This window comes from Micromonospora sp. NPDC047521, assembly GCF_055587305.1.
Map to the genome: position 1 here is coordinate 770,748 of NZ_JBVJGN010000001.1, position 26,493 is coordinate 797,240.

Annotated in this window: 26 protein-coding genes and 2 pseudogenes; 14 read left to right on the forward strand and 14 right to left on the reverse strand. The window is 68.8% G+C overall.

Translation table 11 applies throughout. The annotated features are described in order from the left end of the window. Positions 1–88 precede the first annotated feature (88 nt). Positions 89–982: a sterol desaturase family protein gene (locus ACZ6N8_RS03720; protein WP_364368559.1), complete on the forward strand. Its 894-nt coding sequence runs from the start codon at positions 89–91 to the stop codon at positions 980–982. On the opposite strand, the gene ACZ6N8_RS03725 is transcribed toward ACZ6N8_RS03720, so the two are convergent. Then, a complete protein-coding gene (locus ACZ6N8_RS03725) occupies positions 927–1,424 on the reverse strand; it encodes an SRPBCC family protein (protein ID WP_466007235.1) in 498 nt (165 codons plus the stop codon). The genes ACZ6N8_RS03720 and ACZ6N8_RS03725 overlap by 56 nt on opposite strands. After that, positions 1,421–2,008, reverse strand: a complete 588-nt coding sequence (locus ACZ6N8_RS03730) for a DivIVA domain-containing protein (protein WP_466007237.1) — start codon at positions 2,006–2,008, stop codon at positions 1,421–1,423. The genes ACZ6N8_RS03725 and ACZ6N8_RS03730 overlap by 4 nt, the downstream gene beginning before the upstream one ends. Positions 2,009–2,161: 153 nt before the next feature. Between ACZ6N8_RS03730 and folP the strand changes: the two genes are divergently transcribed. Beyond that, positions 2,162–3,031 carry a dihydropteroate synthase gene (gene folP / locus ACZ6N8_RS03735; protein WP_466007239.1) on the forward strand — a complete coding sequence of 290 codons (870 nt, stop codon included), beginning with the start codon at positions 2,162–2,164 and terminating at the stop codon, positions 3,029–3,031. A 67-nt stretch (positions 3,032–3,098) separates the two neighbouring features. Here folP and ndhC read toward each other — a convergent pair whose 3' ends face one another. Further along, positions 3,099–3,476, reverse strand: coding sequence for an NADH-quinone oxidoreductase subunit A (gene ndhC, locus ACZ6N8_RS03740; RefSeq protein ID WP_139587019.1), 378 nt, complete (start codon positions 3,474–3,476; stop codon positions 3,099–3,101). Between the two features lie 128 nt (positions 3,477–3,604). Here ndhC and ACZ6N8_RS03745 point away from each other — a divergent pair, with 128 nt between their 5' ends. From ACZ6N8_RS03745 to ACZ6N8_RS03755, 3 genes are all read left to right on the forward strand, one after another. After that, on the forward strand, positions 3,605–5,026 hold the full coding sequence (locus ACZ6N8_RS03745; protein ID WP_466007242.1) for a hypothetical protein: 1,422 nt from the start codon (positions 3,605–3,607) through the stop codon (positions 5,024–5,026). Between the two features lie 289 nt (positions 5,027–5,315). Next, the gene (locus ACZ6N8_RS03750; RefSeq protein ID WP_466007243.1) at positions 5,316–7,163 is read left to right on the forward strand and encodes a 2-oxoacid:acceptor oxidoreductase subunit alpha; all 1,848 of its coding nucleotides are present in this window, start codon (positions 5,316–5,318) and stop codon (positions 7,161–7,163) included. After that, entirely contained in the window at positions 7,156–8,190 is a 1,035-nt protein-coding gene (locus ACZ6N8_RS03755; protein ID WP_357984008.1) for a 2-oxoacid:ferredoxin oxidoreductase subunit beta, read from the forward strand. The genes ACZ6N8_RS03750 and ACZ6N8_RS03755 overlap by 8 nt, the downstream gene beginning before the upstream one ends. 74 nt (positions 8,191–8,264) lie before the next feature. On the opposite strand, the gene ACZ6N8_RS03760 is transcribed toward ACZ6N8_RS03755, so the two are convergent. Further along, positions 8,265–8,909 (reverse strand): FMN-dependent NADH-azoreductase, encoded by a 645-nt coding sequence (locus ACZ6N8_RS03760; protein WP_387111339.1) that lies wholly within the window; start codon positions 8,907–8,909, stop codon positions 8,265–8,267. Between the two features lie 82 nt (positions 8,910–8,991). Here ACZ6N8_RS03760 and ACZ6N8_RS03765 point away from each other — a divergent pair, with 82 nt between their 5' ends. Next, on the forward strand, positions 8,992–9,471 hold the full coding sequence (locus tag ACZ6N8_RS03765; RefSeq protein WP_387111337.1) for a MarR family winged helix-turn-helix transcriptional regulator: 480 nt from the start codon (positions 8,992–8,994) through the stop codon (positions 9,469–9,471). 15 nt (positions 9,472–9,486) lie between these two features. Here the strand turns inward: ACZ6N8_RS03765 and ACZ6N8_RS03770 are convergent, their stop codons facing one another. Further along, positions 9,487–10,500: a potassium channel family protein gene (locus ACZ6N8_RS03770; protein WP_357984000.1), complete on the reverse strand. Its 1,014-nt coding sequence runs from the start codon at positions 10,498–10,500 to the stop codon at positions 9,487–9,489. A gap of 152 nt (positions 10,501–10,652) precedes the next feature. Between ACZ6N8_RS03770 and ACZ6N8_RS03775 the strand changes: the two genes are divergently transcribed. The 3 genes from ACZ6N8_RS03775 (at position 10,653) to ACZ6N8_RS03785 (ending at position 12,788) form a co-directional block, all read left to right on the forward strand. After that, positions 10,653–11,240 carry a helix-turn-helix domain-containing protein gene (locus tag ACZ6N8_RS03775; RefSeq protein WP_466007325.1) on the forward strand — a complete coding sequence of 196 codons (588 nt, stop codon included), beginning with the start codon at positions 10,653–10,655 and terminating at the stop codon, positions 11,238–11,240. A 133-nt stretch (positions 11,241–11,373) separates the two neighbouring features. Beyond that, entirely contained in the window at positions 11,374–11,973 is a 600-nt protein-coding gene (locus tag ACZ6N8_RS03780; protein ID WP_466007245.1) for a ClpP family protease, read from the forward strand. A gap of 53 nt (positions 11,974–12,026) precedes the next feature. Next, positions 12,027–12,788 (forward strand): hypothetical protein, encoded by a 762-nt coding sequence (locus ACZ6N8_RS03785; RefSeq protein ID WP_466007247.1) that lies wholly within the window; start codon positions 12,027–12,029, stop codon positions 12,786–12,788. A 166-nt stretch (positions 12,789–12,954) separates the two neighbouring features. Here ACZ6N8_RS03785 and ACZ6N8_RS03790 read toward each other — a convergent pair whose 3' ends face one another. Then, positions 12,955–15,936: a glycine--tRNA ligase gene (locus tag ACZ6N8_RS03790; protein WP_466007249.1), complete on the reverse strand. Its 2,982-nt coding sequence runs from the start codon at positions 15,934–15,936 to the stop codon at positions 12,955–12,957. Positions 15,937–16,223: 287 nt separating this feature from the next. Here ACZ6N8_RS03790 and ACZ6N8_RS03795 point away from each other — a divergent pair, with 287 nt between their 5' ends. From ACZ6N8_RS03795 to ACZ6N8_RS03815, 5 genes and pseudogenes are all read left to right on the forward strand, one after another. Further along, positions 16,224–16,688, forward strand: a complete 465-nt coding sequence (locus ACZ6N8_RS03795; protein WP_466007251.1) for a hypothetical protein — start codon at positions 16,224–16,226, stop codon at positions 16,686–16,688. Positions 16,689–17,076: 388 nt separating this feature from the next. Beyond that, a pseudogene (locus ACZ6N8_RS03800) lies at positions 17,077–17,313 on the forward strand (helix-turn-helix domain-containing protein); the annotation flags it as partial. A gap of 127 nt (positions 17,314–17,440) precedes the next feature. Further along, entirely contained in the window at positions 17,441–17,848 is a 408-nt protein-coding gene (locus tag ACZ6N8_RS03805; RefSeq protein WP_466007328.1) for a transposase, read from the forward strand. A 38-nt stretch (positions 17,849–17,886) separates the two neighbouring features. After that, positions 17,887–18,408 (forward strand): annotated as a pseudogene (locus ACZ6N8_RS03810) (group II intron maturase-specific domain-containing protein); the annotation flags it as partial. Between the two features lie 24 nt (positions 18,409–18,432). After that, on the forward strand, positions 18,433–18,993 hold the full coding sequence (locus tag ACZ6N8_RS03815) for a response regulator transcription factor (protein WP_466007253.1): 561 nt from the start codon (positions 18,433–18,435) through the stop codon (positions 18,991–18,993). Between the two features lie 33 nt (positions 18,994–19,026). Here the strand turns inward: ACZ6N8_RS03815 and ACZ6N8_RS03820 are convergent, their stop codons facing one another. Genes ACZ6N8_RS03820 through ACZ6N8_RS03855 form a run of 8 tightly spaced genes read right to left on the reverse strand, consistent with a single transcriptional unit; the run spans position 19,027 to position 26,259 of the window. Then, positions 19,027–19,299 carry a hypothetical protein gene (locus ACZ6N8_RS03820; RefSeq protein ID WP_466007255.1) on the reverse strand — a complete coding sequence of 91 codons (273 nt, stop codon included), beginning with the start codon at positions 19,297–19,299 and terminating at the stop codon, positions 19,027–19,029. 26 nt (positions 19,300–19,325) lie between these two features. Next, positions 19,326–20,228: a 2OG-Fe(II) oxygenase family protein gene (locus ACZ6N8_RS03825; RefSeq protein WP_466007256.1), complete on the reverse strand. Its 903-nt coding sequence runs from the start codon at positions 20,226–20,228 to the stop codon at positions 19,326–19,328. 54 nt (positions 20,229–20,282) lie between these two features. Next, positions 20,283–21,173 (reverse strand): 2OG-Fe(II) oxygenase family protein, encoded by an 891-nt coding sequence (locus tag ACZ6N8_RS03830; protein WP_466007258.1) that lies wholly within the window; start codon positions 21,171–21,173, stop codon positions 20,283–20,285. A gap of 35 nt (positions 21,174–21,208) precedes the next feature. Further along, the gene (locus ACZ6N8_RS03835) at positions 21,209–22,156 is read right to left on the reverse strand and encodes a 2OG-Fe(II) oxygenase family protein (protein ID WP_466007260.1); all 948 of its coding nucleotides are present in this window, start codon (positions 22,154–22,156) and stop codon (positions 21,209–21,211) included. Further along, on the reverse strand, positions 22,157–23,602 hold the full coding sequence (locus ACZ6N8_RS03840) for a cytochrome P450 (RefSeq protein ID WP_466007262.1): 1,446 nt from the start codon (positions 23,600–23,602) through the stop codon (positions 22,157–22,159). It abuts the gene before it with no gap. Next, a complete protein-coding gene (locus tag ACZ6N8_RS03845) occupies positions 23,595–24,479 on the reverse strand; it encodes a 2OG-Fe(II) oxygenase family protein (protein WP_466007263.1) in 885 nt (294 codons plus the stop codon). Before ACZ6N8_RS03845 ends, ACZ6N8_RS03840 begins: the two co-directional genes overlap by 8 nt. 24 nt (positions 24,480–24,503) lie before the next feature. Further along, positions 24,504–25,454: a 2OG-Fe(II) oxygenase family protein gene (locus tag ACZ6N8_RS03850; protein ID WP_466007264.1), complete on the reverse strand. Its 951-nt coding sequence runs from the start codon at positions 25,452–25,454 to the stop codon at positions 24,504–24,506. Then, on the reverse strand, positions 25,447–26,259 hold the full coding sequence (locus ACZ6N8_RS03855) for a tRNA-dependent cyclodipeptide synthase (RefSeq protein WP_466007265.1): 813 nt from the start codon (positions 26,257–26,259) through the stop codon (positions 25,447–25,449). Before ACZ6N8_RS03855 ends, ACZ6N8_RS03850 begins: the two co-directional genes overlap by 8 nt. Positions 26,260–26,493 lie beyond the last annotated feature (234 nt).

Below are 26,493 nucleotides of genomic sequence, written 5' to 3' on the forward strand. Positions count from 1 at the left end.
CCGGCTGCCTATGGTGCTTGTTACCGACCGGTAGGACGGGGTCACCCACCGGTGCTCCCCCACCGCCGACGGCACTGGAGGTGGCGCGATGAAGGAGTTCCCGGACGTCATCGCCTGGTCGATCCCGGCCTTCCTGCTGCTCATCGTGCTGGAGCGGGTGTCCTACCTGCTGCACCGCGACGACGACGAGGTCGGCTACGGCGGCGCGGACACCGCCACCAGCCTCGCCATGGGGCTCGGCAGCGTCTTCACCGACCTGCTCTGGAAGGTGCCGATCGCCGCCGCGTACGCGCTGCTCTACGCGCTCACCCCGCTGCGGGTGGCCGAGGTCTGGTGGACCTGGCCACTGGTCCTGCTCGCGCAGGACTTCTTCTACTACTGGTCGCACCGGGGCCACCACGTGATCCGGATCCTCTGGGCGTCGCACGTGGTGCACCACTCGTCGCAGCGGTTCAACCTCTCCACCGCGCTGCGCCAACCGTGGACCGGCCTGACCAGCTGGATCTTCTACATCCCGCTGGTCCTGGCCGGCGTACACCCGGCGGTGGTGGCGTTCTGCGGGTCGGTCAACCTGCTCTACCAGTTCTGGATCCACACCGAGCGCATCGACAAGATGCCGCGCTGGTACGAGTTCGTGTTCAACACCCCGTCGCACCATCGGGTGCACCACGCCTCGCAGGGCGGCTACCTGGACCGCAACTTCGGTGGCATCCTGATCGTCTGGGACCGGCTGTTCGGCTCGTTCGCGCCGGAGCGGGAACGCTGCGTGTACGGGCTCACCAAGAACGTCGGCAGCTACAACCCGGTCCGGGTGGCCTTCCACGAGTACGCGTCGATCGGCCGGGACGTGCGTTCCGCGGCGAGTTGGCGGCACCGCGCCGGCCACCTGTTCCGGGCGCCGGGATGGCAGCCGACGCCGGGCGTGCTCAGGGCAGCCGGCCCTGCTCGACCAGACGGGCGAACCTCTTCAGCGCCTGGGTGAGGCCGAGCTTGGAACCGGGCCACAGCACCGGCCACGCCAGCCGGCCGGCCCGGCCGCCCGGCAGGTGGAACCACTCGTGCCAGACGACCTGGGTACGGGCCCGGTCCAGTTGGGTGCAGCGCAGCACACCCGGGCCGCGCAGCAACTGGCCGTAGTGCACCACGCCGATCTCGTACGGCTCGTCGACCCGGACGACCCGCATCTCGTCCCGCAGGGTCGCCCGGCCGATCGCGGTCACCGCCTCGATCCGGCTGCCCTCGCGACCGTCGCCCTCGACGACGCGCACCCGGGTGAAGGGGATCCAGTCGGACTGGCGCTCCCAGGCCAGCAACGCGGCGAAGACCCGTTCCGCCGGGGCGTCGACGATCACGGTGGCGGTCACCTCGCCGGCGCCGGGTTGGGCCGCCTCCCGCAGATCGTCGCCGCCCTCCGGGCCGGTCACGCCGACTCCGACCGGACCACCGCGTCGTTCCTGCTGGTGTCGTCGGCGGCGGGGGCCACGCCGTCCGCGTCCGCGGCCGAGGAGCTGGCGTCGGCCCGCTCGTCGGCGTCGGTCGAGCCGAGCGGGGCCGCCCGCTCGGCGTCATCGGCAGAAGTCGCCGCGTCGACGGGAGCCACGCCGTCGGCGTCCGCCGGGGAGGAGGTGGCGTCCGGCTGCTCAGCCGCGCTCGCCGACTGTTCGCGGGCCTTGCGCAGCACGTCCGCGTCGGCGGTACGGCCCTCACGCAACGCGATGACCTCCGACTCCAGTACGCCGATCAGCTCCGACTTGTAGCCGATGTCGTACGCCGCGCGGCGCATCGCCTGGTCGACCTGGGCCATCCGGTACCCGCGCAGGCCTGTGTCGAAACGGACAGCCGCCACATCGGATTCGCGCAGTGGCCGGGTGCCGGGCAGCGGCACGGCCTGGGAATCCGGCTCGACCGGCACCAGGCCGGGGTCGCGACCGCTGACCAGCACCGTCACACCGAAGACGACAGCCGCGACGGTCAACGCGACGACCAGGAGGAGCAGAAGCTGACCCATGCACTGATCGTGGCACGACGGCCGGCCGGTAGCGACCCCACCACCCCGATCACGATCGGCGCCCACGGCCGCACTGCGGCGCGGCAGTCCGACCGGCTAGCGTCGGGACGCACCGACGCGGCGGCGCCGGGTGCGGATCCTCAGGAGGCGGGCATGGCCGGGGCGCTTCGGCTGGGCGGGCGGACGTTCGCCCCGGACGAGCTGGTGGTGATGGCGATCGTCAACCGCACACCGGACTCGTTCTTCGACAGGGGTGCCACCTTCGCCGCCGACAGCGCGCTGCGCGCGGTCGAGCGAGCGGTGGACGAGGGCGCGGCCATCATCGACATCGGCGGGGTGAAGGCCGGCCCCGGCGCCGAGGTGGATGTCGCCGAGGAGATCAGGCGCACGGTGGACACCATCGCCGCCGTCCGGGCCGCGTTCCCGGAGGTGGTGATCTCCATCGACACCTGGCGCGCCGAGGTGGCGACGGAGGCCGTGGCCGCCGGCGCGGACCTGCTCAACGACACCTGGTCGGGCGCCGACCCCGCGCTGGCCCGGGTGGCCGCGCAGACCGGCGCGGGCCTGGTCTGCTCACACGCGGGCGGGCTGGTCCCGCGGACCCGTCCGCACCGGGCCGCGTTCGACGACGTGGTGGCCGACGTGGTCGCGACGGTGACCGGGCTCGCCGAGGGCGCGGTGGCGGCGGGGGTACGCCCCGACGGCATCCTCATCGACCCGGCGCACGACTTCGGCAAGAACACCAGGCACTCGTTGGAGATCACCCGTCGGCTGGACGAGCTGACCGGGACGGGTTGGCCGGTGCTGGTGGCGCTCTCCAACAAGGACTTCATCGGCGAGACACTCGACCTGCCGGTGACCGAGCGGCTGGAGGGGACGCTCGCCGCCACTGCGGTCTCCGCCTGGCTGGGTGCCCGGGTGTTCCGGGCCCATCAGGTGGCGCCCACCCGTCGGGTGCTGGACATGGTGGCCTCGATCCGCGGTGACCGCCCGCCCGCCGCGACCCGTCGGGGTCTGGCCTGACCGGTCGTCGCCGTAGCCGGCCGCGAACGGTCGGGCGGACCGGCACGATCGCCGGTGCCCTCGGCGGTCACGTCCAGCGCAGGATGTTCCTACGCCAGGCGTAGAGGATGCCCAGCGCCAGCACCGCCACGAACACCGCCATCTCCACCACCGTCACCAGGCCGAACCCCGGGCGGTCGAAGACCACAGCCCACGGGAAGAGGAACACCGCCTCCACCGCGAACAGCACGTACAGATACGCGTACACGTAGTAGCGGATCTGCATCTGCGCCCAGTCCGCGCCGACCGGGTCGAGCCCGCACTCGTAGCTGGTCCGCTTGCCGGGCGGGTCGGCCGGACGCGCGGGACGTAACACCCGGTTGGCCGAGAACGCCACTACGAAGAACAGGACGCTCGCGAGCAGGAGAAGCCCGAGCGTCGCGTAAGAGCCCAGGTAACCGGTCACATGGGCAGCCTAGCGCCCAAGCGGGGCGGCCGATCCGAACACGTTACGGATTTGTTTCCGGACGGGACTAGTGCACTGGGGCAACTGTTACCGAATATTGGAATCCCACTCATGTCACCGGAGGACAGATGGCCCGCGTGAAGGTCTCGCCCGATCGCCGGGCCGCAGGGCCACGCCCGACAGCTCTGCTGGTGACCTCGCTGGCACTCGGCCTGGCGGCGGCGCTCGCCGTGGCCCCGACGTTCGCCAGCGCGGCGGTGCCGCACGCGTACCCGGTGGCCGCCGCGGCGACCGACCCGGCGACCGAACCGGAGACGGACCCCGAGACCACGCCGGCGCAGGAGCCCACCCCGACCGAGGACCCGGGAGGCGACCCGTCGCCCACCGAACCGGCCCCGGAGACCACCGCGCCGCCGCCCGAGACGACCCCGCCGGCACCGGTGACCACCGCCCCGGAGGTGCCCCCGGCGCAGACGACCACCGCCCCCGCGCCGGGCGGCACGACCGGGCCGTCCACCCCCCGGCCGCCGGCCCCACCGGCACCCCCGGGAACGCCGCCGAGCCCGCTGGGCGTACAGGTCACCACCGGGGACATCACCCTGACCAGGGCGTACTGGAACGCGGCGAGCACGACCGCGACGCTGCGCGTCACGGTGACAAACACCGGCACCACCGCGCAGCGGGTACGGCTCTCCTACACCGTGCCCCCCGGCCTGAGCGACGCCGGGACGAAGGGATGCACCGCAGTCGGCGGCGGCACCTACCGGTGCGGGGCCTGGACGGCAGGCGTGGGCGCGCGGTTCAGCAGCCTCCTGCGGCTCCGGGTGACCGGCGACGCGTGGAAGCAGATGCCGCTGAGCGGGACCGTTCGGGTCACCGCGAGCGCGCCGGGGGTGACCGGCGAGGTGACCGACAACCAGGGCTTCGCGGTGCTCTTCCCGCCCGGCCCGCCGGTCCCCGGGATCTCGCTCGACGCCGACGAGGTGACCTTCGACATCAGTGGCGCGGCGAGCACCCTCGCGGTCCAGCTCGGCAACACCGGCACGGTGGACGCCGCCGGCCGGATCGAGGTGGTCCTGCCGGCCGGGGTGAGCGTTCCGGCCCCACCTGCCGGTTGCGTGGCAGTCGGCCCCACGCGGGTCCGCTGCGACGCCGGCACGGTGCCGGCGGACGGGACCACCGAGCTGCAGCTCCCGGTGGAGGCGACGCCCGAGGCCCAGCGCGAGGCGCCGCTGTCCGGCGCGGTGATCGGCCAGCTCGACCCGCGCAGCGGCCCGACGCGGCAGGTGCAGATGAGCTTCCGGATCACGGCCGCGGCGGCCCTGGCCACCCCCGTGGTGTCGCCGCCCGCGCCGACCGGTTCGCAGGGCGTACTCCCAGCCGACGGGGCCGCCGGTGGCAGCGGGATGTCGTCGGTGCAGCGCACCGCGATCATCCTGATCGCGGTCTCGGCGTTGCTGGTGGTGCTGGCCCTCACTCTCGCCACCACCTCGCTGCGGCGCCGGCTGCGCGACCCGGCGCCGGATCCCAGCCCCACGCCCACGGACTGACGGGCGTCGCTCGACCTGGGATCCGGGTGATCTGGATTACGGCGTGCCGGGCGAAACGTCGCAATACTGCGCAAATCATGGCCCATTCCGGTCCCAGTCGGCGGACCTCCGGGGAAGCTCGGGGGTCTGTTCGACGTAGGCTCTCAGGTGAGGAACGACAGCGACCGGACCACCTGGGGCGGTGCGGTGCAACGTTGCGTCAAGGAGGTCCCGTGGCCGGGCAAGGCGAGGTCACCATCATGTTCAGCCGCCCGCGCGACCGCGCGCAGCGAAGCGAGGTGCAGGCACAGTGACCAAGCAGATCCGTCAACTCGACCGGGTGGTCATCCGGTTCGCCGGTGACTCCGGCGACGGCATGCAGCTGACCGGCGACCGGTTCACCTCGGAGACGGCGCAACTCGGCAACGACATCTCCACGCTGCCCAACTTCCCCGCCGAGATCCGGGCCCCCGCCGGGACCCTGCCCGGCGTGTCCAGCTTCCAGGTGCACTTCGCCGACTACGACATCCTCACCCCTGGCGACTCGCCGAACGTGCTGGTGGCGATGAACCCGGCGGCGCTCAAGGCCAACCTGGCCGACCTGCCGCGCGGCGCGGACATCATCGTCAACACTGACGAGTTCACCAAGCGCAACCTGGCGAAGGTCGGCTACCAGACCAGCCCGCTCGACGACGACTCGCTGGCCGGCTACGTCGTGCACCCGGTGGCGCTGACCTCGATGACCGTCGGCGCGCTGGCCGCGTACCAGGTGTCCAAGAAGGACGCCGAGCGGTCGAAGAACATGTTCGCGCTCGGCCTGCTCTCCTGGATGTACTCCCGTCCGTACGAGTCGACGCTTCGCTTCCTGGAGCGCAAGTTCGCGTCCCGTCCGGAACTCGTCGCGGCGAACGTGGCCGCGTTCAAGGCCGGCTGGAACTTCGGCGAGACCACCGAGGACTTCGCGGTCCGCTACGAGGTCAAGCCGGCGAAGATGCACCCGGGCACCTACCGCAACATCACCGGGAACGCGGCGCTCTCGCTGGGTCTGGTGGCCGCCGGGGTCCGCTCCGGCCTGCCGGTCTTCCTCGGGGCGTACCCGATCACGCCGGCATCGGACATCCTGCACGAGCTGAGCAAGCACAAGCGGTTCGGCGTGCTCACCATGCAGGCCGAGGACGAGATCGCGGCCGTCGGCGCGGCCCTTGGCGCGTCGTACGGCGGTTCGCTGGGCGTGACCACCACCAGCGGCCCGGGCGTCGCGCTCAAGAGCGAGACGATCTCCCTCGCGGTGGCCCTGGAGCTGCCGCTGGTGATCGTGGACGTGCAGCGCGCCGGCCCGTCGACAGGTATGCCGACCAAGACCGAGCAGGCCGACCTCAACATGGCGCTCTACGGCCGCCACGGCGAGGCTCCGGTCGCGGTGATCGCGCCCCGGTCACCGTCGGACTGCTTCTTCGCCGCACTGGAGGCGGCGCGGATCGCGCTCACCTACCGCACGCCGGTGATCCTGCTGTCCGACAACTACGTCGCCAACGGCTCCGAGCCGTGGCTGCTGCCGGACGTGGAGTCGCTGCCCGACCTGCGGGTCGAGTTCGCCACCAGGCCCAACGGCGACGACGGAACCACCTTCCTGCCGTACCTGCGGGACCCGGAGACCCTGGCCCGTCCGTGGGCGATCCCCGGCACGGCGGGGCTGGAGCACCGGATCGGCGGTCTGGAGAAGGCCGACAAGACGGGTGACATCTCGTACGACCCGGCCAACCACGACTTCATGGTGCGTACCCGGGCCGCCCGCATCGAGACGATCCCGGTGCCGGACATCGAGGTGGAGGACCCGGACGGTGACGCCCGGGTGCTGGTGCTCGGCTGGGGCTCGACGTACGGGCCGATCGGCGCGGCCTGCCGGCAGCTGCGCCAGCGGGGCCTGTCCATCGCCCAGGCGCACCTGCGGCACCTGGCCCCGATGCCTGCCAACCTCGGCGAGGTGCTGCGCTCCTACGACAGGGTGGTCATCCCGGAGATGAACCTGGGCCAGCTCGCCCACGTCATCCGGGCCCGCTACCTGGTCGACGCGATCAGCTACAACCAGGTCCGCGGCCTGCCGTTCACGTCCGCCGAGCTGGAGACGACGCTGGAAGAGGTCCTGAAGAATGTCTGAGCCCGTCGCCCTCAAGCTCACCGCGAAGGACTTCAAGTCCGACCAGGAGGTGCGCTGGTGCCCCGGCTGCGGTGACTACGCGATCCTGGCGGCGATCCAGCAGTTCATGCCGGAGCTGAACATCCCCCGCGAGCGGACCGTCTTCGTCTCCGGGATCGGCTGCTCGTCGCGCTTCCCGTACTACATGAACACGTACGGGATGCACTCGATCCACGGGCGTGCCCCGGCGATCGCGACAGGCCTGTCGGTGTCCCGTCCGGACCTGTCGGTCTGGGTGGTCACCGGCGACGGCGACGCCCTCTCCATCGGTGGCAACCACCTGATCCACGCGCTGCGACGCAACGTCAACCTCAAGATCCTGCTGTTCAACAACCGGATCTACGGTCTGACCAAGGGTCAGTACTCGCCCACCTCCGAGGTCGGCAAGATCACCAAGTCGACCCCGGTGGGCTCGGCGGACGCCCCGTTCAACCCGCTCTCCCTCGCCCTCGGCGCGGAGGCAAGCTTCGTCGGTCGGACCATCGACTCCGACCGCAAGCACCTCCAGTCGGTGCTGCGGGCCGCCGCCGAGCACCAGGGCTCGGCGTTCGTGGAGATCTACCAGAACTGCAACATCTTCAACGATGGCGCGTTCGACCAGCTCAAGGACCCGACCACCCGGGACGACTACCTGATCCGCCTGGAGCACGGCCAGCCGATCACCTTCGGTGCCGACGGGCGGTTCTGCGTGGTGCACCCGCCCGGTGGCTTCGGCCTGGAGGTCCGGGAGACCAGCTCGGTCCGTCCGGAGGAGATCGTCGTGCACGACGCGACGGTCACCGACCCGGCGTACGCGTTCGCGCTGTCCCGGCTGCCGGGTCTGGACCTGCGCAACACCCCGATCGGGGTGTTCCGCTCGGTGGACCGGCCGTCCTACGACAGCGTGGTGCAGAGCCAGCTGGCCGCCGCGAAGGCGGAGGTCACCGAGACTCCCGAGCAGCAGCTCGCCGGCCTGCTGGGCAGCGGCGACACCTGGACCATCCTCTGACCCGCCCGACCTGACGAGAGCGGCCGTCCCCCGACCCGGGGGACGGCCGCTCTCGTTCTGGCGGGCGCGCCGCCTCAGCGCTGGGCCGAGGCCGGCACCCAGAGGTCGTCGATCTCCTTCTCGGCCGCCGCGAGGCTCGCCTCGTGCAGCGGGATCAGCTCGGCCATCGCCGGCACCGAGGGCGCCAGGGTCAGCTCGGCGTGGATGAAACGCGGCTCCAGGCCGGTCATCGAGAGGCCGTGCGGGAGCCACTGCTCCGCGTGGTCCCAGCCGTGGCGCGGAGTGCCCTGGCCGTAGCCGCCGCCCCGGCTTGCCAGCACCACGAACTCGCGTCCGCCGAGCAGGCCCTCCTGTGTCGTGGGGTCGTAGCTGAGGCCGGCGACGATCAGGTGGTCGACCCAGGACTTGACGCTGCTGGGCGCGCCGTAGTTGTAGAGCGGCAGGCCGAGCAGCACCACGTCGGCCCGCTTCACCTCGTCGACCAGCCGCTCGCTGAGCGCCCAGGACTCGCGCTGGGCCGGGGTGTGCTGGTCCGGTGGCGTCATCCGAGCCAGTCCGCCGTCCGCGTCCAAATGCGGAAGCGGTTCGGCGCCGAGGTCCCGGTAGTCCACCGTGCCGTCCGGGTGGGCCGCACGCCATGCGGCGACCGCGCGGGCGGTGAGCCGCCGGCTGATCGACCACTCACCGCGGATGCTCGAATCGATATGCAGCAGATGCATGGTTCCCCCTCCAGGGATCGTCTGTGTAGCGCCAACTATTTATAGCAGGCAGATGTTCCAATCCATCGGTAGACTGGGTCACATGTCGGCCCTGGCCCCAGATCCCTCGGAACACCGCTCGGGCGCGCTGCTGGACCACCTAGCCCGGCGGATGCGACTGCGATCCGAGTCGGTGCTGGCGCCACTGGGCCTGCGACCACGGCATCTGGTCGCGCTCACCGTGCTGCGCGAGGGCGGCGGCAGCAGTCAGCAGGCGCTCGCCAGCACCCTGGAAATGGACAGCACGAACATCGTCGGGCTGCTCAACGATCTGGAAGCAAAGCACCTGATCGAGCGGCGACGCTCACCCGAGGACCGCCGACGACACGTCGTCGAGTTGACCGAAGATGGTGCGAAACACCTCAAAGAGGCCGAATGCGCCCTGGCCAGCGCCGAGGACGAGGTGCTCGCCGCACTGGCCCCCGCCGAACGGGAGACGCTCTACGAGCTGCTCCGGCGGGCCGCCTCCACGACACCTGTCATCTGCACCGAAGCGCTCCGCGCGGACGTCGACAACTGCTGACGCCCCGGAAGGGGGTCAGACCGTCGCGGTCGACTGCGGGCGGTCGTCGCGTACGTGCACCAGCATGTCGCCGGTCTCGATCACCGCACCGGCCCGGTCGGCGAGGGTGACCACCTTGCCCCGGCGTACCAGGGCGATCACCAGCGACTCCAGCTCGCGGGGGGAACGACCCACCTCGTCCCGCTCCGCCGAGCGCATCGCCAACGCCATGCCCTGACCGGGGGTGAGCAGGTCCTCCACCACGTCGATAAGCGGCGGCGCCGAGGTGGACAGGCCGAGCAGGCGACCTGCGGTGGCCGAGGAGACGATCACGTGGTGCGCGCCGCTCTGCTTGAGCAGCGGCGCGTTCTCCGCCTCACGGGCCGCCGCGATGATCCGGACCTGCCCGGCGGTGAGCTGCCGTACGGTAAGCGCCACAAGCACCGACGCGTCGTCACTGTCGGTCGCGATGATCACGGCCTTCGCGGTGCGGACGTGCGCCTCGTTCAGCACCGACGACCGGGTCGCCGACCCCTCGATCGCCACCAGACCGGCCGAGGTGGCCTGCCGCAGGGCGGCTGCGCTGCGCTCCACCACGACGATGCGGGAGCGGTCCAGGCCGTTCTCCAGCAGGGCGGAGACCGCGCTACGCCCCTTGGTGCCGTAGCCACAGATGATGACGTGGTCCTTCACGGTTCTCCTCCACCGCGACAGGCGACGGCCGGTCCGGTACTGCTCGGTCAGGACTTCAAGGGTGGTGCCGACCAGGATGATCAGGAAGAGCACCCGGGCGGGCGTGACGAAGAGGACGTTGACCATCCGGGCCGACTGGGAGGCCGGCGTGATGTCGCCGTAGCCGGTGGTGGAGAGCGACACGACCGCGTAGTAGAAGCAGTCGAGCAGGGTCAGCCCGTCCTCGTTGACGTCACGGTAGCCGTCCCGGCCCACATAGACCGCGGCGACCACGGCGAAGACCAGGCCCAGGGCAGCGGCGAGCCGGAGGCTCAGCGCACTCAGTGGGCCCCGGCGTTGCGCGGGAAAATGGATCACCGTCGAACCTGCTCCCCCGCCGTCGCCTGCACGCCCACAACATAGCGGGTACGCCGAACATCGCACGCCGGGGCCGCAGGGGTCGGTCCGGAACGCCCGGGACGGGCATGATGGGGGTGTTCCCCGACGACGACCGCGAAAGTGAGGCCGGCATGTCGTTGCTGCGACGAGTGATCGGCGGAGTGCTCCGCCGACTACGCCAGAGCCAGGGCCGCACCCTTCGTGAGGTGGCCGCGTCCGCCGGGGTCTCCGTGCCCTACCTGTCCGAGATCGAGCGGGGCCGCAAGGAGGCCTCCTCAGAGGTGCTCGCGGCGATCTGCCGGGCGCTCGGCATCCGCCTCTCCGACCTGCTCGAACAGGCCCGCGACGACCTGCGCCGGGTCGAGCCGCGCACTCCCGCCGCGCCCCGGACGGCGCTGGCCCGGCTGGAGCGGGTGCCGTCGGCGCGCACCGAGACCGGTTCGGCCTTCCGGATCGGCTTCCGGCCGAGTGGGTCGACGCCACCCGTGGCCGCCGTCCCGGCCCCCGTCCGGCAGCCGGCCGGGCCGGTACTGCGGCTGGGCGGGCCGATCCTGCACGTCGGCGGTCCGGCATCGCCGGTCGGGTCGACCGTCGGCGGGGCAGGGCTGTGGGTCCGGCTGATCGCCTCCGCGCCGGCCGGGCGCCCCGGCCCGCGTACCTCCAAGATGCTGGCCTGCCGTCAGGCCCGGGCGGGCCGACGGCGGCTAACCCTGGTGTAGGTCGGCCGGGTTCTGCCGTCGGCGGATCTGCCGGCGGCAGAATCCCTGGCCGGGCGCCGGCCGCCGCCGGAGGCTGGAGGAGCCGGTCCCCGGGCGGTTCCCCCGCCCGCCGGCACGGTGGAGGGCGGCGACAATGATCGGGTACGGCGTGCGGATGCTGGACGGCGGGCAGCCGTCCTTCGGTGATCAGGTGTTCGAGCGGCTGCTGCGGGAGCGGATCGTCTTCCTCGGCACCGAGGTGACCGAGGAGTCGGCCAACCAGATCTGCGCGCAGATCCTGCTGCTCGCCGCCGAGGACGCCGATCGGGACATCTACCTCTACATCAACTCGCCTGGCGGTTCGGTGAGCGCGGGGATGGCCGTCTACGACACGATGCGCTACGTCCGCAACGACGTGGCCACGCTGGCGCTCGGGTTCGCCGGCTCGATGGGGCAGTTCCTGCTGTGCGCGGGAGCGGCAGGCAAGCGGTACGCGCTGCCGCACTCGCGGATCATGATGCACCAGCCGTCCGGCGGGATGGGCGGCACCGCCTCGGACATCACCATCCAGGCCGAGAACATGCTGCACGTGAAACGGACCATGCAGGAGCTGATCGCCCAGCACAGTGGACGGACGCTTGACGAGATCCAGCGGGACTGGGACCGGGACCGCTGGTTCACGGCCGAGCAGGCCCGGGAGTACGGGCTCATCGACCAGGTGCTCGCCCGGGCCGAACAGTTGCCGGGGGTCTGACGTGTCGATCCGGCGGGCAAAATAAGTGGCGGCAGCCCGTTAGGGTCACCTCCATGCGTCGATTGATCCCTGTCCTGTCGATAGCCCTCGCCGCTCTCGTAGCCGGCTGTGGCACCACCACCTCGGGCGACTCCGCAGCGACCGCACCCAACGCGACCCCGTCCAAGCTCGACCCGGTCGCCACCATCCAGCAGGCCATGAACCGCAGCTTCGCCGGCACTGTCACGATGGACGCCTCGGTCAAGGCCGGCACCAAGTCCCTCACCCTCAGCGGCAAGATGGACCCGGCAGCCAAGGCGCTCCAGGTCACCGGCGAGGCACCGGAGCCGATGGAGGCCCGGCTGATCGGCGACACCGCCTACATCAAGATGGACTCGGGCGACGGCGGGAAGCCGTGGCAGAAGCTCGACCTCACCAAACTCAAGCCGGGCAGTTCCCTGCGGCAGTCCTTCGACCTGAAGACGCAGACCGGCATCGTCGGCGGCATCGTCTCCGCCGAGGAGACCGGCGACGGCCGCTACAAGGGCACCGCCGACCTCAACAAGGCAGCCACGGCCGCCGGCACCGACGGCGGAATGCGCGAGGGCCTCGAGTCGACCGCGAAGCTCGCGAAGGATCCGGCGGCGATCCCGTTCGAGGCCACTGTCGACGCCGACGGCCGCCTCACCAAGCTCTCCTACACGATCGCCACGAAGAGCCTCGGCGACCTGGTCAGCGACATGAAGATGAGCGGCTTCGGCGAACCAGTCACCGTGACCGCCCCGCCCGCCAAGGACACCGAGGCGGCCGCCGAGGAGATGTACAAGTACTTCTGACGCCGCTCGCCGCGTCTTGCGAGATCCGCGCGGTTCGGGGAAGGTGCCGCCTCCGGCAATGGTGAGGCGGCACCTTCCCTGACCTTGTGCGGATCTTGTCTGCTTTCAGCTAGGCCGTCGTGCGTGACAGGTCGTCGGACCAGCCGGAATCCCGCACGCCACCGCCTCAGCCGCGCAGCTGGGACCAGTCCAGGACGCCCTCGCCCAGGTCGCGGATGGAGGCGAGCAGACCGAGCCGGGCCGCCCGGAGCTGCGGCGCGTCGGCCATAACGAACACCTCGTCGAAGAAGGCGTTCACCGGTACGACCAGGCGGCCGGCGACGCGCCGGAACGTGTCCAGGTCGGCCGCCGGGTCCAGCTCGGAGCGGACCTGGGTCACGGCCCGGTGCAGGTCGAGCTCGACCGGCTCGACCAGATCATCGGGCTGGTATCCGGCGGGGTGACCGGCCGGAACGATGCGGCTGCACCGCCCGAGGGCTGTCGCCAGGGCCTGGAAGTCCTCGTCGATCATGGCCGCCCCGAGCTGCCTCAGGGTGAGGTCGGCCAGCCATGGGCGCCCGGCCCGTACGGCGACGGCTCGGGCCAGGTGGGTCGGGGTGCCCGCCTCGGTGAGGCTCTGCTCGTAACGCCGGCTGATGAATTCGAGCACCTCATCGAGCTTCTCCGGCGCGACCGGTACCGGTTGCTGCTCGGCCGCCAGGGCGAGGACCGCGCGGAGGTCCAGAGCGGCAAGCGCGGACTGGGAACGCAGCACGGCGAGCACGCCGAGCACGGCACGCCGGACGGCGAACGGGTCGCTGGACCCGGTGGGCAGTCCCGCGGTGGCGGCCAGGCCGACTATCAGGTCGAGCCGGTCGGCCACGGAGAGCAGAGCGCCGGGAAGTGACGCGGGCAGCGCATCGCCCGAGGCCCGTGGCATCTCCGCCTCGGCGATCGCGACGGCGACCTCTTCCGATTCGCCGCCGTGCCTGGCGTAGTCCTCCGCCATGATGCCGGCCAGGCTGGTCAGCTCGGTGACGAGCTGCGAGCCCTGGTCGAACTTCACCAGGCCGGCCGCGCGTTCCAGTGTCTTGCGCTCGTCGTCGGCCATGGTGACCAGGCCGGCCAGCCGCGTACCCAACGCGCCGACCCGGGACGCCCGGTCCGCCATCGAGCCGAGTTCCTCGGTGAAGGTGAGGTTCTCCAGACGGTCACGCAGCGCGGGCAGCGGCGTACCGCGGTCCGCACGGTAGAAGAACGCCGCGTCCTCGTACCGTGCGCGCAGGACCGCCTCGTTGCCGGCGCGGACCAGATCGACGTCGATCGGGCCGTTGGCCACCGCGACGAACGAGGGCAGCAGGCCGCCGCTGGCGTCCCGGACGGGCAGGTAGCGCTGGTGTTTGCGCATCACCGTGGTGAGCACCGCCTCGGGCAGTTCCAGGTAGCCCTCGGAGAACGCCCCCAGCAGTGGCGTCGGCTGCTCGACGAGGTAGGTGATCTGGTCCAGCAGCCGTGACTCGCCGGCCAGGTCGACGGTACCGCCGACGGCGGCGGCCAACTCGGCGCACTGCTCACCGATGATCCGCCGGCGCTCGGCCGGATCCACCACGATCCCGGCGGCGGCCACCACGTCCAGGTACTCCTCGGCGGTGGCGACAGACACGACCGGCTGTTCGCTCGTCCGGAGCAGGCGGGTCCGCCGGTCCGAGGCGAGACCGGACGCGGTCATCGGCACCACGTCGGGCCCCCAGAGCGCGAGCAGCCAGCGGATCGGGCGGCTGAAGGCCAGGGCGGGGTCGTTCCATCGCATGTTCTTGGCGGACCGCAGGGTGCCGACCGCACGGCCGGTGACCTCGGCCAACACCTCAAGGGCGGTGCGGCCCTGCTCCTGGCGGGTGACCGCCACGTAGGTGACACCGTCGAGATCCATCCGGTCCAGCTCGGCTACCTCACGGCCCTGAGAGCGGGCGAAGCCCTTCGCGGCGCCGGTCGGCTCACCGTTCTTGTCGTACGCGGCGGCCAGCTTGGGCCCCTTCACCGAACGGGTGAAGTCCTCCTCCCGGGCGGCGACGTCATCGACCACGACGACGAGCCGGCGGGGCGTCGCGTACACACGCGTCGCGCCGTGGGCGAGCCGGGTGGCATCGAGTCGGGCCTCCACCTCGCGACCCAGGGCGGCGGCCGCGGCGGGCGCCTCGGCGGGAGGCAGTTCCTCGCAGCCGACCTCCAGCACGAGCCGGCGGGCCCCGGACGTCTCGGTCTGCTCCGTCGCGACCGGGACGGCGGCGGTGACCACCGGGGCGACGCCGAGCGGGTAGCCGAGCTCCTCACGGCGGCTGATCCACAGGTCGGCGATGCGCCGGGAGAGCCGGCGCATCCGACCGAACGCGGCAGCCCGGTCGGCGGTGGCCACCGCGCCACGCGCGTCCAGCACGTTGAACGCGTGCGAGCTCTTGAGCAGGTAGCCGTGGGCGGGCACGGGCAGCCCGACGTCGAGCATCCGGTTGGCCTCGGCCGTGTACAGCTCGAACAGCGAACGGTTGGTCTCGATGTCGGCGTCGTCCAGGTAGTACCGCGACATCTCGTACTCGGCCTGGCCGATCATCTCGCCGTACCTGACGCCGGGGGCGTACTCGATGTCCTTGAAGGAGGTCACCCCCTGCAGGGCCATGATGATCCGCTCGACGCCGTAGGTGATCTCCACCGCGGACTGCTCGAGGTTGATGCCACCGGCCTGCTGGAAGTAGGTGAACTGGGTGATCTCCAGGCCGTCCAGCCAGACCTCCCAGCCCAGGCCCCACATGCCGAGCGCCGGCGAGGTCCAGTTGTCCTCGACGAAACGGACGTCGTGGGCGGCGACGTCGATACCGAGCGCGGCGAGGCTGTCCAGGTAGAGCTGCTGGGCGTTGCCCGGCTCGGGCTTGAGCACGACCTGGAACTGGGTGTGGGTCTGCAGGCGGTTCGGGTTGTCACCGTAGCGGGAGTCATCTGGCCGTACCGACGGTTCCACGTACGCGACCCGCCACGGCTCGGGACCGAGAGAACGCAGGAAGGTGGCCGCGTTCCAGGTGCCGGCTCCGACCTCCGTGTTCATCGGCTGGACGCTCAGGCAGCCCTGCCCCGCCCAGTACTCAGAGAGCCGCGCGAGCGCGTCTTGCATGGTCAACATCGATGTACTCCGTCCGAATGACAACAGCCCCCGAGCCTATCCGCCGCGCACCCGGTGACACATTTCGCCCGATCCAGATCCTACGGACGTCCATGCCCTCACCAGCTCGCCGTAGGGCTATTGATGACCGGTGAAGCACCCGCTGCCAGCTTCGTACGGATCTCGGTGACGTCGCGGCTCCGTCTGATCGACGTGGCCCGGACGGCACAGTTCATGTTTCGCCGGTCAGGGCGAGCAGGGCTCACCGGCCATGGGCAGGGTGACACCTGGGAATTACGCTGACCGGCATGCCCGTTGGTTTCGGCGTGAGCCTGTTCGCGAAGGACGAGGCGATCGACCCCGGAGATCTCCTCTCTGCCGTGGCACCCTTGGTGCGGACGCGCGGCATCGAGGTGCATCGGTCGGAAAACGTCGTGTGGTTTACCGGCCCACAACTGGCGGCCCTCATCGAACTCGCCGCCCCACTCGCAACGTGGTGGCAGGACGCGGTCGCGGCCGTAGACCACCAGGTGGACTTCCGATTCGTGGGTCCTGGCGGAGTTAACATCACTTCTTACTGCCGGCCCGACGTCGCTCCCGAACTTGTCCGCCACATGATCGAGCACGACAGCGCCTCGAAGATCCGGTCCGGGCGGTCCGAGCGACGCAGCCGTTCCCGCATGTCGACCAGCACCGTCTGGGCGGACCCACCCGACCCGCGCCGTCCCAGCCGCCCACCCCGGCGGCGTAACGCCAGCGGGCGTCGAACATGAACCGGTCCACCGCCTTCCGGTCCGACAGCCCCTCGAGGCGTTGCAGCACCATCACGCCCTCGAGGCGTTGCAGCACCATCACGGTGGCCACCACCGACGGCGGCACCGCCCGGCGACCACCGCCGCGAACAGGTCGATGTCCGGATTAACAGCGCCTCACGATGCTCGTGCAGGAACGCGAAGATCGAATTGGCCGGTATCGCCTCGTCGCAGAACCGGCTCACCGGATCCAGCAAGTCCAACTGCTGTGAAGCCACACCCAACGCCACCAGCAAACTACCCGAAATAGATATAAAACGGTGGCCACCACGCCAGTGGCAGCCACCGTTTAACACCAGTCACCTAATAGATCATTTCGAAAGTGACGTTGGTGTAGTTAGATGGGTGGATGCGCTTGCCTCCGCTTGTGGTGAGTGACGAGGACCGCGTGGTGTTGGAGGGTCTGACCCGATCGCGGACCGCGGCCGCTCGTGACGTGCAGCGGGCGTGGATCGTGTTGCTGGCCGCGCGGGGCTGGCCGAACCGGGACATCGGCTCCCGGGTGGGGTCGCACTACAACCAGGTCGCGGTGTGGCGGGGCCGTTATCGGGACGAGGGAATGGTCGGCCTGGTCGACACGGACCGGCCGGGCCGGCCGCCGGTCTACGGCGCCAATGATGTGATCCTGCTGGTCAAGACCGCCACCGAGACGCCGCCGGCGCCGCCGGCGGTGGACAATGGAAGCCCTGGCCCGGCGGTTGAACGAGGCGGGGGTGACGATCTCGGCCTCGCAGGTGTGGCGGATCTGCCAGGGCCTCGATCTGAAGCCGTGGCAGTACGAGTCCTGGATGACCAGTCACGACCCGGACTTCTGGGTCAAGGCCGCCGACGTGTGCGGGCTGTATGTCGATCCGCCGGTCAACGCGGTGGTGTGGTCGGTGGACGAGAAGACTGGGATGCGGGCCAGAAGCCGGGTCAACCCGACCAGACCCGCCCAGCCCGCCGCCGGGAGCAGGCCAGGTCGCTGCGCTCGGCGGGAGTTCGAGTACCGGCGACACGGCACCGCCGTGCTCTACGCCGGCCTGAACGTTCACAACGGGCAGTTCGCCGCCTGGGTCACCGACTCCACCCGGGCCGACAACTTCATCGCCTTCCTCACTACCCGAACTGCAAGTTGCTGACCAAACCGAGCAACGACGCGGCGCGACGGATCCGCAAGCGCCTGTCCCTGGAAGTGCGGGCCCTTCGTGGCTCGAACGCCGACGCGGTGATCAGCCAGCTCAACCCGATCATCAACGGATGGTGCGCCTGCTACCGGATCGGGGCGTCCAAAAGTGTGTTCAACGCGCTGGACGCCCACGCGTGGAAGCTGGTCTACAAGTGGGCCCGGTTTACCCACGCGAACAAGTCGAGGCGCTGGGTGCGAGCCCGGTACTTCGGCGAGTTCAGCCCGTCCCGGCGTGACAGGTGGGTATTCAGGAGCCGGGAAACCGGCTGTCACCTGAGCAAGTTCGCTTGGACGCCGGTCGTCCGGCACCGCTTGGTCGCAGGAACGGCGTCACACGACGACCCGTCCCTGACCGACTCCTGGACCCAGCGGCGTCGCCGCAGCAACCTACCGATCGACACCACTACGTGGCGGCTCTTAAGAGCCCAGCACAGCCGGTGCCCGATCTGCCGGGCCTGCTGCTGCACGCCGTCCACGAGCCACAGAGCCCATCACCGAAGAAATTCGCAGTAAAGTTCCAATAACGGGGAGTAACTGATGGTGATTCGTATCGCCGTTGTCGACGATTATCCGATAGTGCTGCTTGGAGTGAAGCAGGTCTTCGATGCCGTTGCTGACATGAAGGTGACCTGCCTGGAGCGCTCGATCGATGACATTGACCTGACATCCGTGGACGTACTTCTGATAGGCGTCCAGGAAACGGGTGTCGACGCACGGGTCGCAATGGTCGAACAGTGGTCGACCACGACGTCAATCATTGTCATGTGTGACGATCAGCGATTCGGTGGCCGCTGCACGGCGGCTGGCGCGGTCGCCGTCATCAGCAAGAACGCGCCGCCGGAGACGTACGAAAAATGCACCCGGCTAGTCGCACAGAGACAGCCCGCAGCCGAGCTGGACGTTGCCAGGATGCCCCTTTCCCCGCGCGAGCGGTCCGTGCTCAGCGAGATCATCCGAGGCATGACCCACGACCAGGTGGCCCGGCGACTCGGCATCAGCCGTCACACGGTGGACACGTATGTCAAGCGCATACGGGGCAAGTTGCAGGTGGGCAACAAGGCCGAACTGACCAGGGTCGGCATGTCGCTCGGGCTGTGAGTAGCCCGCTCCGGCCCGTCGGGCGTAGCCTCGTCAGGCCGGAGCGGCGTTCGCCGACAACCAGTCAAGAGTGGCGAACCGCGCGGCATCCGTCGTGAGCAGCGTGACCCGGGAGTCGTCGACCTGCACCAGATAGGTCGTCGGGGCGCCCGGCCAGGAATCCCGGCACGAGTGGCCACCCGACATGACGTGCAGCACCGGCCCGGCAAGGGGCCGGTGCGACGACCGCGCGGCGGCGGCCAGGTGTATGACCCACCGCAGGTGATGATGGCTCTTCGAGGTTGAGCGGGGTTCGCGGCTGATCACCGGCCGTGGACTGCCACCTTGTCCGCTCAGTAGAGCCCGACACCGTCCCGCTCGTAGGTGTGCCGCACGATGTCGTCGAGAAAACTGCCCAGGCTGCGCTCCAGCACCAGGCCGTTGCCCGGTTCGTAGCGGAACAGGCCGGGGCAGATGCTCTCGTCGAGGCTGCTGTCGACGAAGAGCGCGTAGGAGTACCTGTCAGGACGTGCGTCGTCTGACCTCGGCTGCTGCCGGACGCGGTGCGCCACCGCCGCCACCTTGCGGTCAGTGCGACGGGTGAGGATCTCCATGGCGCACCCGAAGTTGACGATGAACCAGCCCGGCTCCGGGTCGATCGGTTCCCATGCGCCGTCGCGATCGACCTCCAGACCCGGTTCGTGCGACCGCAGGAGGGTCACCCATCCGGAGTCCTTGTGAACGTTCAGGCCTCGGGCATTGACCTCGGAGCGAAAGTGGTTGAACGTCAGATGGTAGGTCCCCCGGAGCGACAGCGCCCGTCCGGTCGCCTCATCCCAGAGCTCTGGCGGCAGGTCCAGGTGGATGAGTACCCCTCGGAAGATATCCAGGACAAAGTCGCGCATGGCTTCCGCCTGCGACATCAACTCCGGCGGGAACCACGTGGCCCAGTACCGGCTTTCCAGGAAAAACTGCTCGGTCTGGTCCGCTTCACGGCAGAAGTACCCCTGTCGCGCGGCGATGCGGTCCGTCGTGAAGTCCTTGAACCCCCGGTACGGATCCGCGGCGCCGGGCAGCGACGGCAGGTAGAAGTTCCTCGCGAATCTGTCGCCTGCCTCAAGTGTCAGGTCGGCTGGCTGCCGCACGAAGAAGAAGCCGTCGTCCAATGCCTGGGCCAGCCCGTTCGGCTGTTCGAATACCAGTCCGTCGGGTCGCAGCGTCGCCCGCTGCCATGCTCGGGGTTGAGCGTCCCCCATCAGATAACCTCCGTGTCGTTCATGTCCGGTCAGCTCCCAGTTCCCATGCCGGCGCTAAAGGCGGGGGTGGAACTCATAACCCTGATGCTTGGCCTTTTCCACCGAGAAGTCCCTGAAGCCCATGTACTCCTGCAGGACTCCGTCGGACGAGTACTGGTAGATGTTCATGTCGTACCGCGGTCCCATGAAGACCGTGAACGAGGAGCGGTCACCAAGATCGTCGTCGGCCGGGATCTCAGGCACGCGGTGGATGACCGCGGTCATCGGGAGGGGGAGCTTGTCGGTGAGAATGCCGGCTGTGGCACCGAAGTTCACCGTGAAGTGGTCCGGGCGGTAGGTCACGCGGCGCCACTGCCCCTCGTTCAGCACTTCCAGGCCACCCCGGTCGGCGTAGATGACAGTGATGAATCCGCTGTCGGTGTGCTGGACGATGCCGTGGCGACCACTGAAGTCCCCCCGGTAGTGGTTGACCGTGGTATGGCACCATCCGGTGCCCTCGCGTAGCCCGCCCGTGATGATCGGCAGGTCCTTGCTCGGCACTCCCACTCTGTCGAAGGCGCTGTAGAGGATGTCGAGGGTTAGCTGCTGCATCCGGCGCAGCAGGGCGGTCACGTCCTCCGGCAGGTACTTGTCCCAGTAGACGCTCTCGATCTGGAGCTGCTCCACCTGGTCCGGCCGGTCGGCGTAGCCCAGGTTAGAGTCAGGGTGCTGCTCCTCGCGGTGCCCCCGGTACCGGTCTCCCGGATGGCGTGCCGGCTTGTAGTAGTTACGGCACAGTTCCAGGCCGGGGGTGACGTCCCAGCCGTCCGGGATGGCGACGAAGAACGCGCCGATCCGCATCGCCTCGTCGAAATCGCCGGGTGTGTCGAAGGACAGCGCGCCCTCGACCACCCGTGCGGCCGGCAGGTCGATCTCCAGGGCGGCCTGCTGCATCTGGTCAGTCATCCGGTCCTCATCTCGTCGATGCTCGTCAGCGGTCTCTAAAGGCCGGCGTTGTGGTCGTCGTAGGTCCTGCTCACCTCTTGGACCGCAAAGTCAGCTACGGATTGCACGCCGCGCGCCTGGCCATCCTCGTAGCGGTAGATCGTGCCGTCGAGGCTGGAGTCGAGGAACACGACGTACGAGGTGCGGTGGCCCTCCCCCGGCTCGCGCTCGGTGCGCACGACCCCGTGCACGTTCGCCCGCACCGGCGTCGGCAGGCACGCGGTCAACACCTCGATCGAGCTGCCGAAGTTGGCCACGAAGTAGCCCGGTTCCGGGTTGACCGCCCAGAGCGTGTCGCCGATCAGAACGAGCAATCCGGGTTCCACCGACCGGAGGACCGTCACCCAGCCGGAGTCGCGGTGGAACTTCGATCCGCGGACCTTCTTCTCCGGCCGGAAATGGTTGAAGGCCAGCATCTGGTGGCCCTGCCGCTCGCTGAGCCCGCTGGTCACCCGGCACCAGTCCTCTTCAGGTAGGTGGAGATGGGCGAGGACCGATCGGAGGATGCTGATGCCGAGGTCGGTCATCTGATGGCCCAGACGGGCGACGCCGGGCGGCAGCAGAGACCAGTTCGCCATCTCGATGTAGAAGTTCTCCCACTGGTCGTGCTCGCGATCGAAGTAACCCTGGTAGTCACCGGGTACCGTGACGTCGCGAAAGCCGCGAAAGCGATCGAGCTCGTCACCCTGCGGCGCCTCGAAAAAGTGCTCCGCGAAGTGGTCGCCCTCGGTGGTGTCCACCCCGTCGGGGACCTTCACGAGGAAGAACCCCTGCTCCAGCGCGCGGTCGAAGCCGGCCGGGTTGTCGAAGACGAGCTCGTCGTCGACTATTGCGGAGCGTTCCAGCGTGATCGGCCGATAGGACTGTGCCGCCTCCCGCTCCCCGGGCATTTCCGGAAGCCGTACGGGAGCTCGAAACGTCACCGGATCGGTTTGAACGTCCATTTACTGCGCTTCTCCCTCAGTGTTCTGTTGGACCAGAGGACGGATGATCAACTTTCCGGGGTCGGCTGGACGGGGCATCGAGGTGTGCTTTCGCAGGCCGAGGTCGATACCGGTCACCGTCACCTCGTACTGCGCGTACAGCTCCGTGAGGATGATTGACTGCATCCGGACGGCGAAGAGTCGGCCGGGACACTTCCGTGGATTGCGATCGGCGTTGACCATGCTGAAGGAGTTAATCTCATATCGGTTTCGGGACAGCAGGGACGAGACCGTTTCCCGGTCCGACTGCACAATTGCCCGGATGTTGTCGAAATCGAACTTCTCCGGGTTGGCGAAAAGCGCCCGGTCCTGGTTCGCCTGCCGACGGTCGAGCCACATCATGGTGCCGACGGGGATCTCGATCGTCTGGCCGTCATGCTCGATCGCCACCGGTCGCTTGGTCCGGCGCCAGAGCGCCGTCGGGTTGCCACCGCTGAGCCGGACGCCCTCCAGCACCGCCAGGTCGACCACAGACAGGCCCTCGTCCGAGGGACGCTGCCGTGCGCACGCCACCACCTCTGCCTTGTGGTCGGCGGACGTCTCAAGGAACCCGAGCACCCAGGTCAGAGTCAGCGCCGTGGTGTCGTAGACGGCCACGATAACGGTGCCAAGCTCCTTGGCCTTCTCCGGCTCGAGCTCGGCGATCGTCTCCCGAGTGAAGGGACGGTCCCACATCGCGAAGTACCGCCGGATCAGATTGGACTGCGGTGCGGCCGACAGCGACCTGAAGTTGGCCAGCAAGAGATCACGTACGAAAGGCACGATGACGTCGAACTCGCGCATCGCGTCCGGGTTGACCTTGCTGATCACCTCTGAGGCGATCTCGAAAAATCCACGCAGCACGTCGCCGTACTTCTGTGTGGCGAGGTAGTCGTTGACCGGCCGCTGAGTCAGGTCCAGCACCCCAGGCACCATGCTGTCGACGTACGCCACCAGGCCGATGACGAATTCGTTGACGGGCAATTCCCGGCCGGCGACCTGTCGCAGGTACTCGTTCACGTACTTGCGCACGTCCGGGGCGATTGAGTCGATGAACTTGCTGTTGCCGAGCGACCGCTCGATGGCGGCCCGTTTGGCCGGCCGCTGCGGATGCTCGTTGGGTAGCGATCCCATGAACTCACCGAAGAGTTCGCCGGCGGCCCGGGTCGTCGGCATCAGGTCGTCGTCCTGCACCAGCGGCTTGTTCGTGACCTGGTAGACCGCGAGATCCTCGCCCATCCGGAAGGTGCAGATGCCGCCGTTCTCGCGCGCCAACGCGCTGACGCCGGACTGAGCGAAGTACGTCGAGGCGTGCTCACCGTCGGCGACGGTGGCCTGGTGGAACGTCCCGTCATGGTCGTCGGCGGCGACGTGCGGGCAGTGGTGGGCGATTACGTCCGGAAAGGGGGCAGCTGTCTGATCAGCCACGATCCGCTCCGCTCGTCGAAGTTGTGATGCCGAAGTCGGCATGCTGGTCGTTCCAGGTTTCCTGGTTGAAGTCGCGGAGGAACTCCTCCACGCTGCGTACCACCAGTGCCGTTCCGTCCGGGCTCATCTGATAAAGATCGCCGGTGGCGGGCGGGTTGGCGAAGGCGGCGAACGAGAGTCGGTCGTCCTGCCCAGCCACGGGGAGACACTGACGGACCCGGTGCAGGATCGCCTTCACCGGCTGCGGCAGCCGCGCGGTCAACAGCTCGAATGAGCCACCGAAGTTGACGACGAAGTACCCGGGTGCCGGGTCAATCGACACCCAGCGCCCGTCGACCGACGCCTCCAGTCCTTCCTGGTCTATGTAGAGAACGGTGGTGAAGCCGGTGTCTTTGTGGGGCGCGCAGCCGAGCTGGTCCCGCTCGGGGCGGTAGTGGCTGGCGGCGAACCACTGGGTGCCGCCACCGCTGACCGCGCCGCCCGTCACCTGGTGCCAGAGCGACCGGTCGATTCCGACCTCGGCCATCGCCGCCTTGAGGACGACGAGCGCCAGTTCCGTCATCCGGTCGCACATCTCCACCACGGCCGGCGGCAGGTGCCTCAGCCGACTGGGCCGGTCCAGGAGAAGGTGTTCCGTCTGAAAGTTCTCCCGGTCGAAGTAGATGTCCCGGGCAGTACGGAATCCCTGGTAGGGACGCAGTTGTGGGTCGTCGCCCGCAACGCGGTAGAACTGCTGGCACAGCAGCTTACCGGCTTTTTCATCGATGTCCTCTGGAATGGCCAGCAGGAAACACCCGTCCCGGAGGGCCTGTCTCAGACCGGCCGGCGTCTCGAAGATGAGACCGTCGGGCGCGACCCGCGCCCGCTGCAGATTCATTGATTCCCTGTCCACGTGTTCGCCTCAGCCCTCGGTTCCCTCGTAGATTTCGTGGTCGTTTTCCTCGATGAGTTCGCGCGACCCGCAGATCCAGTCCAGGCCATGTCCTGGCAGATAGCGGTAGATCCCGTCGTCCGCGCCCGGAAGGCATCGACTGGAGCTGAAGTGACCAAAGCTGGACCGGTCCAGGTCCTGGTGCGCAACCCGGTGCATGATTGCGGAGATCGGGGACGGGCAGCTCGCGGTAAGGATCTCCATGGACAGCCCGAAATTGACGGTGAAGCAGGACGCGTCCACCGGCGCCAACTCCCAGGACTCCTCCCGGTTGACCTCGAGTCCTGGGGCCGTGGTACGGAGGATTGTCATGAAGCCGTCGTCCTTGTGGGAGCTCAGGCCGATGTCGTCATGGGCCGGCCGATAGTGGTTGAACGTGAGGTGATACGAGCCGGCCGCGTCGGAACAGCCTCCAGTGGCCCGCCTCCAGTCCTCCTCGGGAATACCAACGTGCAACAACACCGAACGCAGAACCTGCTGCGAGAGCGAGGTCAACTGTTCGCCCAGCTTCGCGATCTCAGCCGGATACACCTCGCTCCAGAACCGGCGCTCCAGGAGGAACTGCTCCAACTGGTCCACGCGGGAGTGGTAGCCGAGCAGCGAGTCCCCGAACCGGTCCGGGGTGACGTCCCGGAACGAGCCGTAGGGCTGTACGGCAGCGCCCTGGTAGAACTGCGCAGCAAACCTGTCGCCTGCGGACACGTCGAGCCACAGGGGAATCTCCAGGAAGAACACGCCTTGCGCGAACGCCCTAAACCGCGAGTCGCTGTTTTCGAAGACCACTGTCCCGTCGCGTATGCAAGCTCGCTCAAGGGTCGCGGTCTGCTCGACCGGCTTTTCGTCGACACGCTTGTGGTAGACATCGCGGTAGATCTGTCCCCGGCGGATTCCGGACGCCAGGCCGGCGGTACCCTCACTCATTTCTTCGTCCCTTCAGGTCCAATGAAACGACGACCAGTTCTTGAAGTTCCTGCGGCGCCCCATGGTGCTCACCGGCCGCGATCTCGGAAAGGGTGCTGAACGACCCCGGGTAGACCATGACTTGCAGGCCTCGGCGCCAGAGGCATCCGAAGATGGCGAACTCCTCAAGGAAGTAGTCACAGGAACGCTGGATGCGGCGGGCGAGCTCCACCTCGGTCAGCCCCTCGACGCGCCGCCGGTGATATCGGCCGCCGAAGTTCTCGACGGATGTCTTGAATCCCTCGTCGTTGTCGAAAAATTTGCAGATTTTCTCGTGCAGCTCCCAGTACTCCGGCCACTGCTGGACCTGGCTGCACAGCAGGTACGTCAGCTCGGTCCTATCGCTGACGCGCTCGAATACGTCGAGGTTGTCGCGGAGGAACTCGGCGCCGATCCGCAATGCCTCCGTGGTCGCCTCTGGCTCGGTCAACGACCGCGTCGACTCGAGGGTGATCCGGTGGATGCTGTCGCCGATCAGGACGGTCGACCGCGCGAAGCGGCGGGAAATCCAGGTGACCATCGAGGTGAGCTTCGCCCGCTCGAAATGGCTGTTCTCCAGGCTGACCCCGAAGAAGCACGAGCCGCTGTCCTCGAAGGTCCTGCGCGCGGACGGAGGAGACACCGAGGCGATTTCGGTCTTGTATCGACGCCTGTCGGCAGGCGCGCCGGGCGCGGGTTGGCCGGACGGCCGGAGCGTGCCGTCGGCCGCGACAGGACGGTAGACATTCTCTGCGCCAGGTAGCGAAGCCCGCTCGGTGATTGGCATTACCCCCGCCTACGTAGCCGGTTCCTGTGCAGGCCGGCCGGGTCATCCGGCGACCTAGGCCGAGACAGGAGCCTGTCTCCGAGCCGATGAGCCATTCGACCAGCACCGGCGGGTGGCAGTCTTGTCCCTAGATTGCGGGACTAAGAGACGTCTCGTAACTCCGAGCGTGGTTCGCAGCCGGATGCGATCCTCGGGGCATGACGGGCCCAGCGCAGGATGACGCCGAGGTGGCAT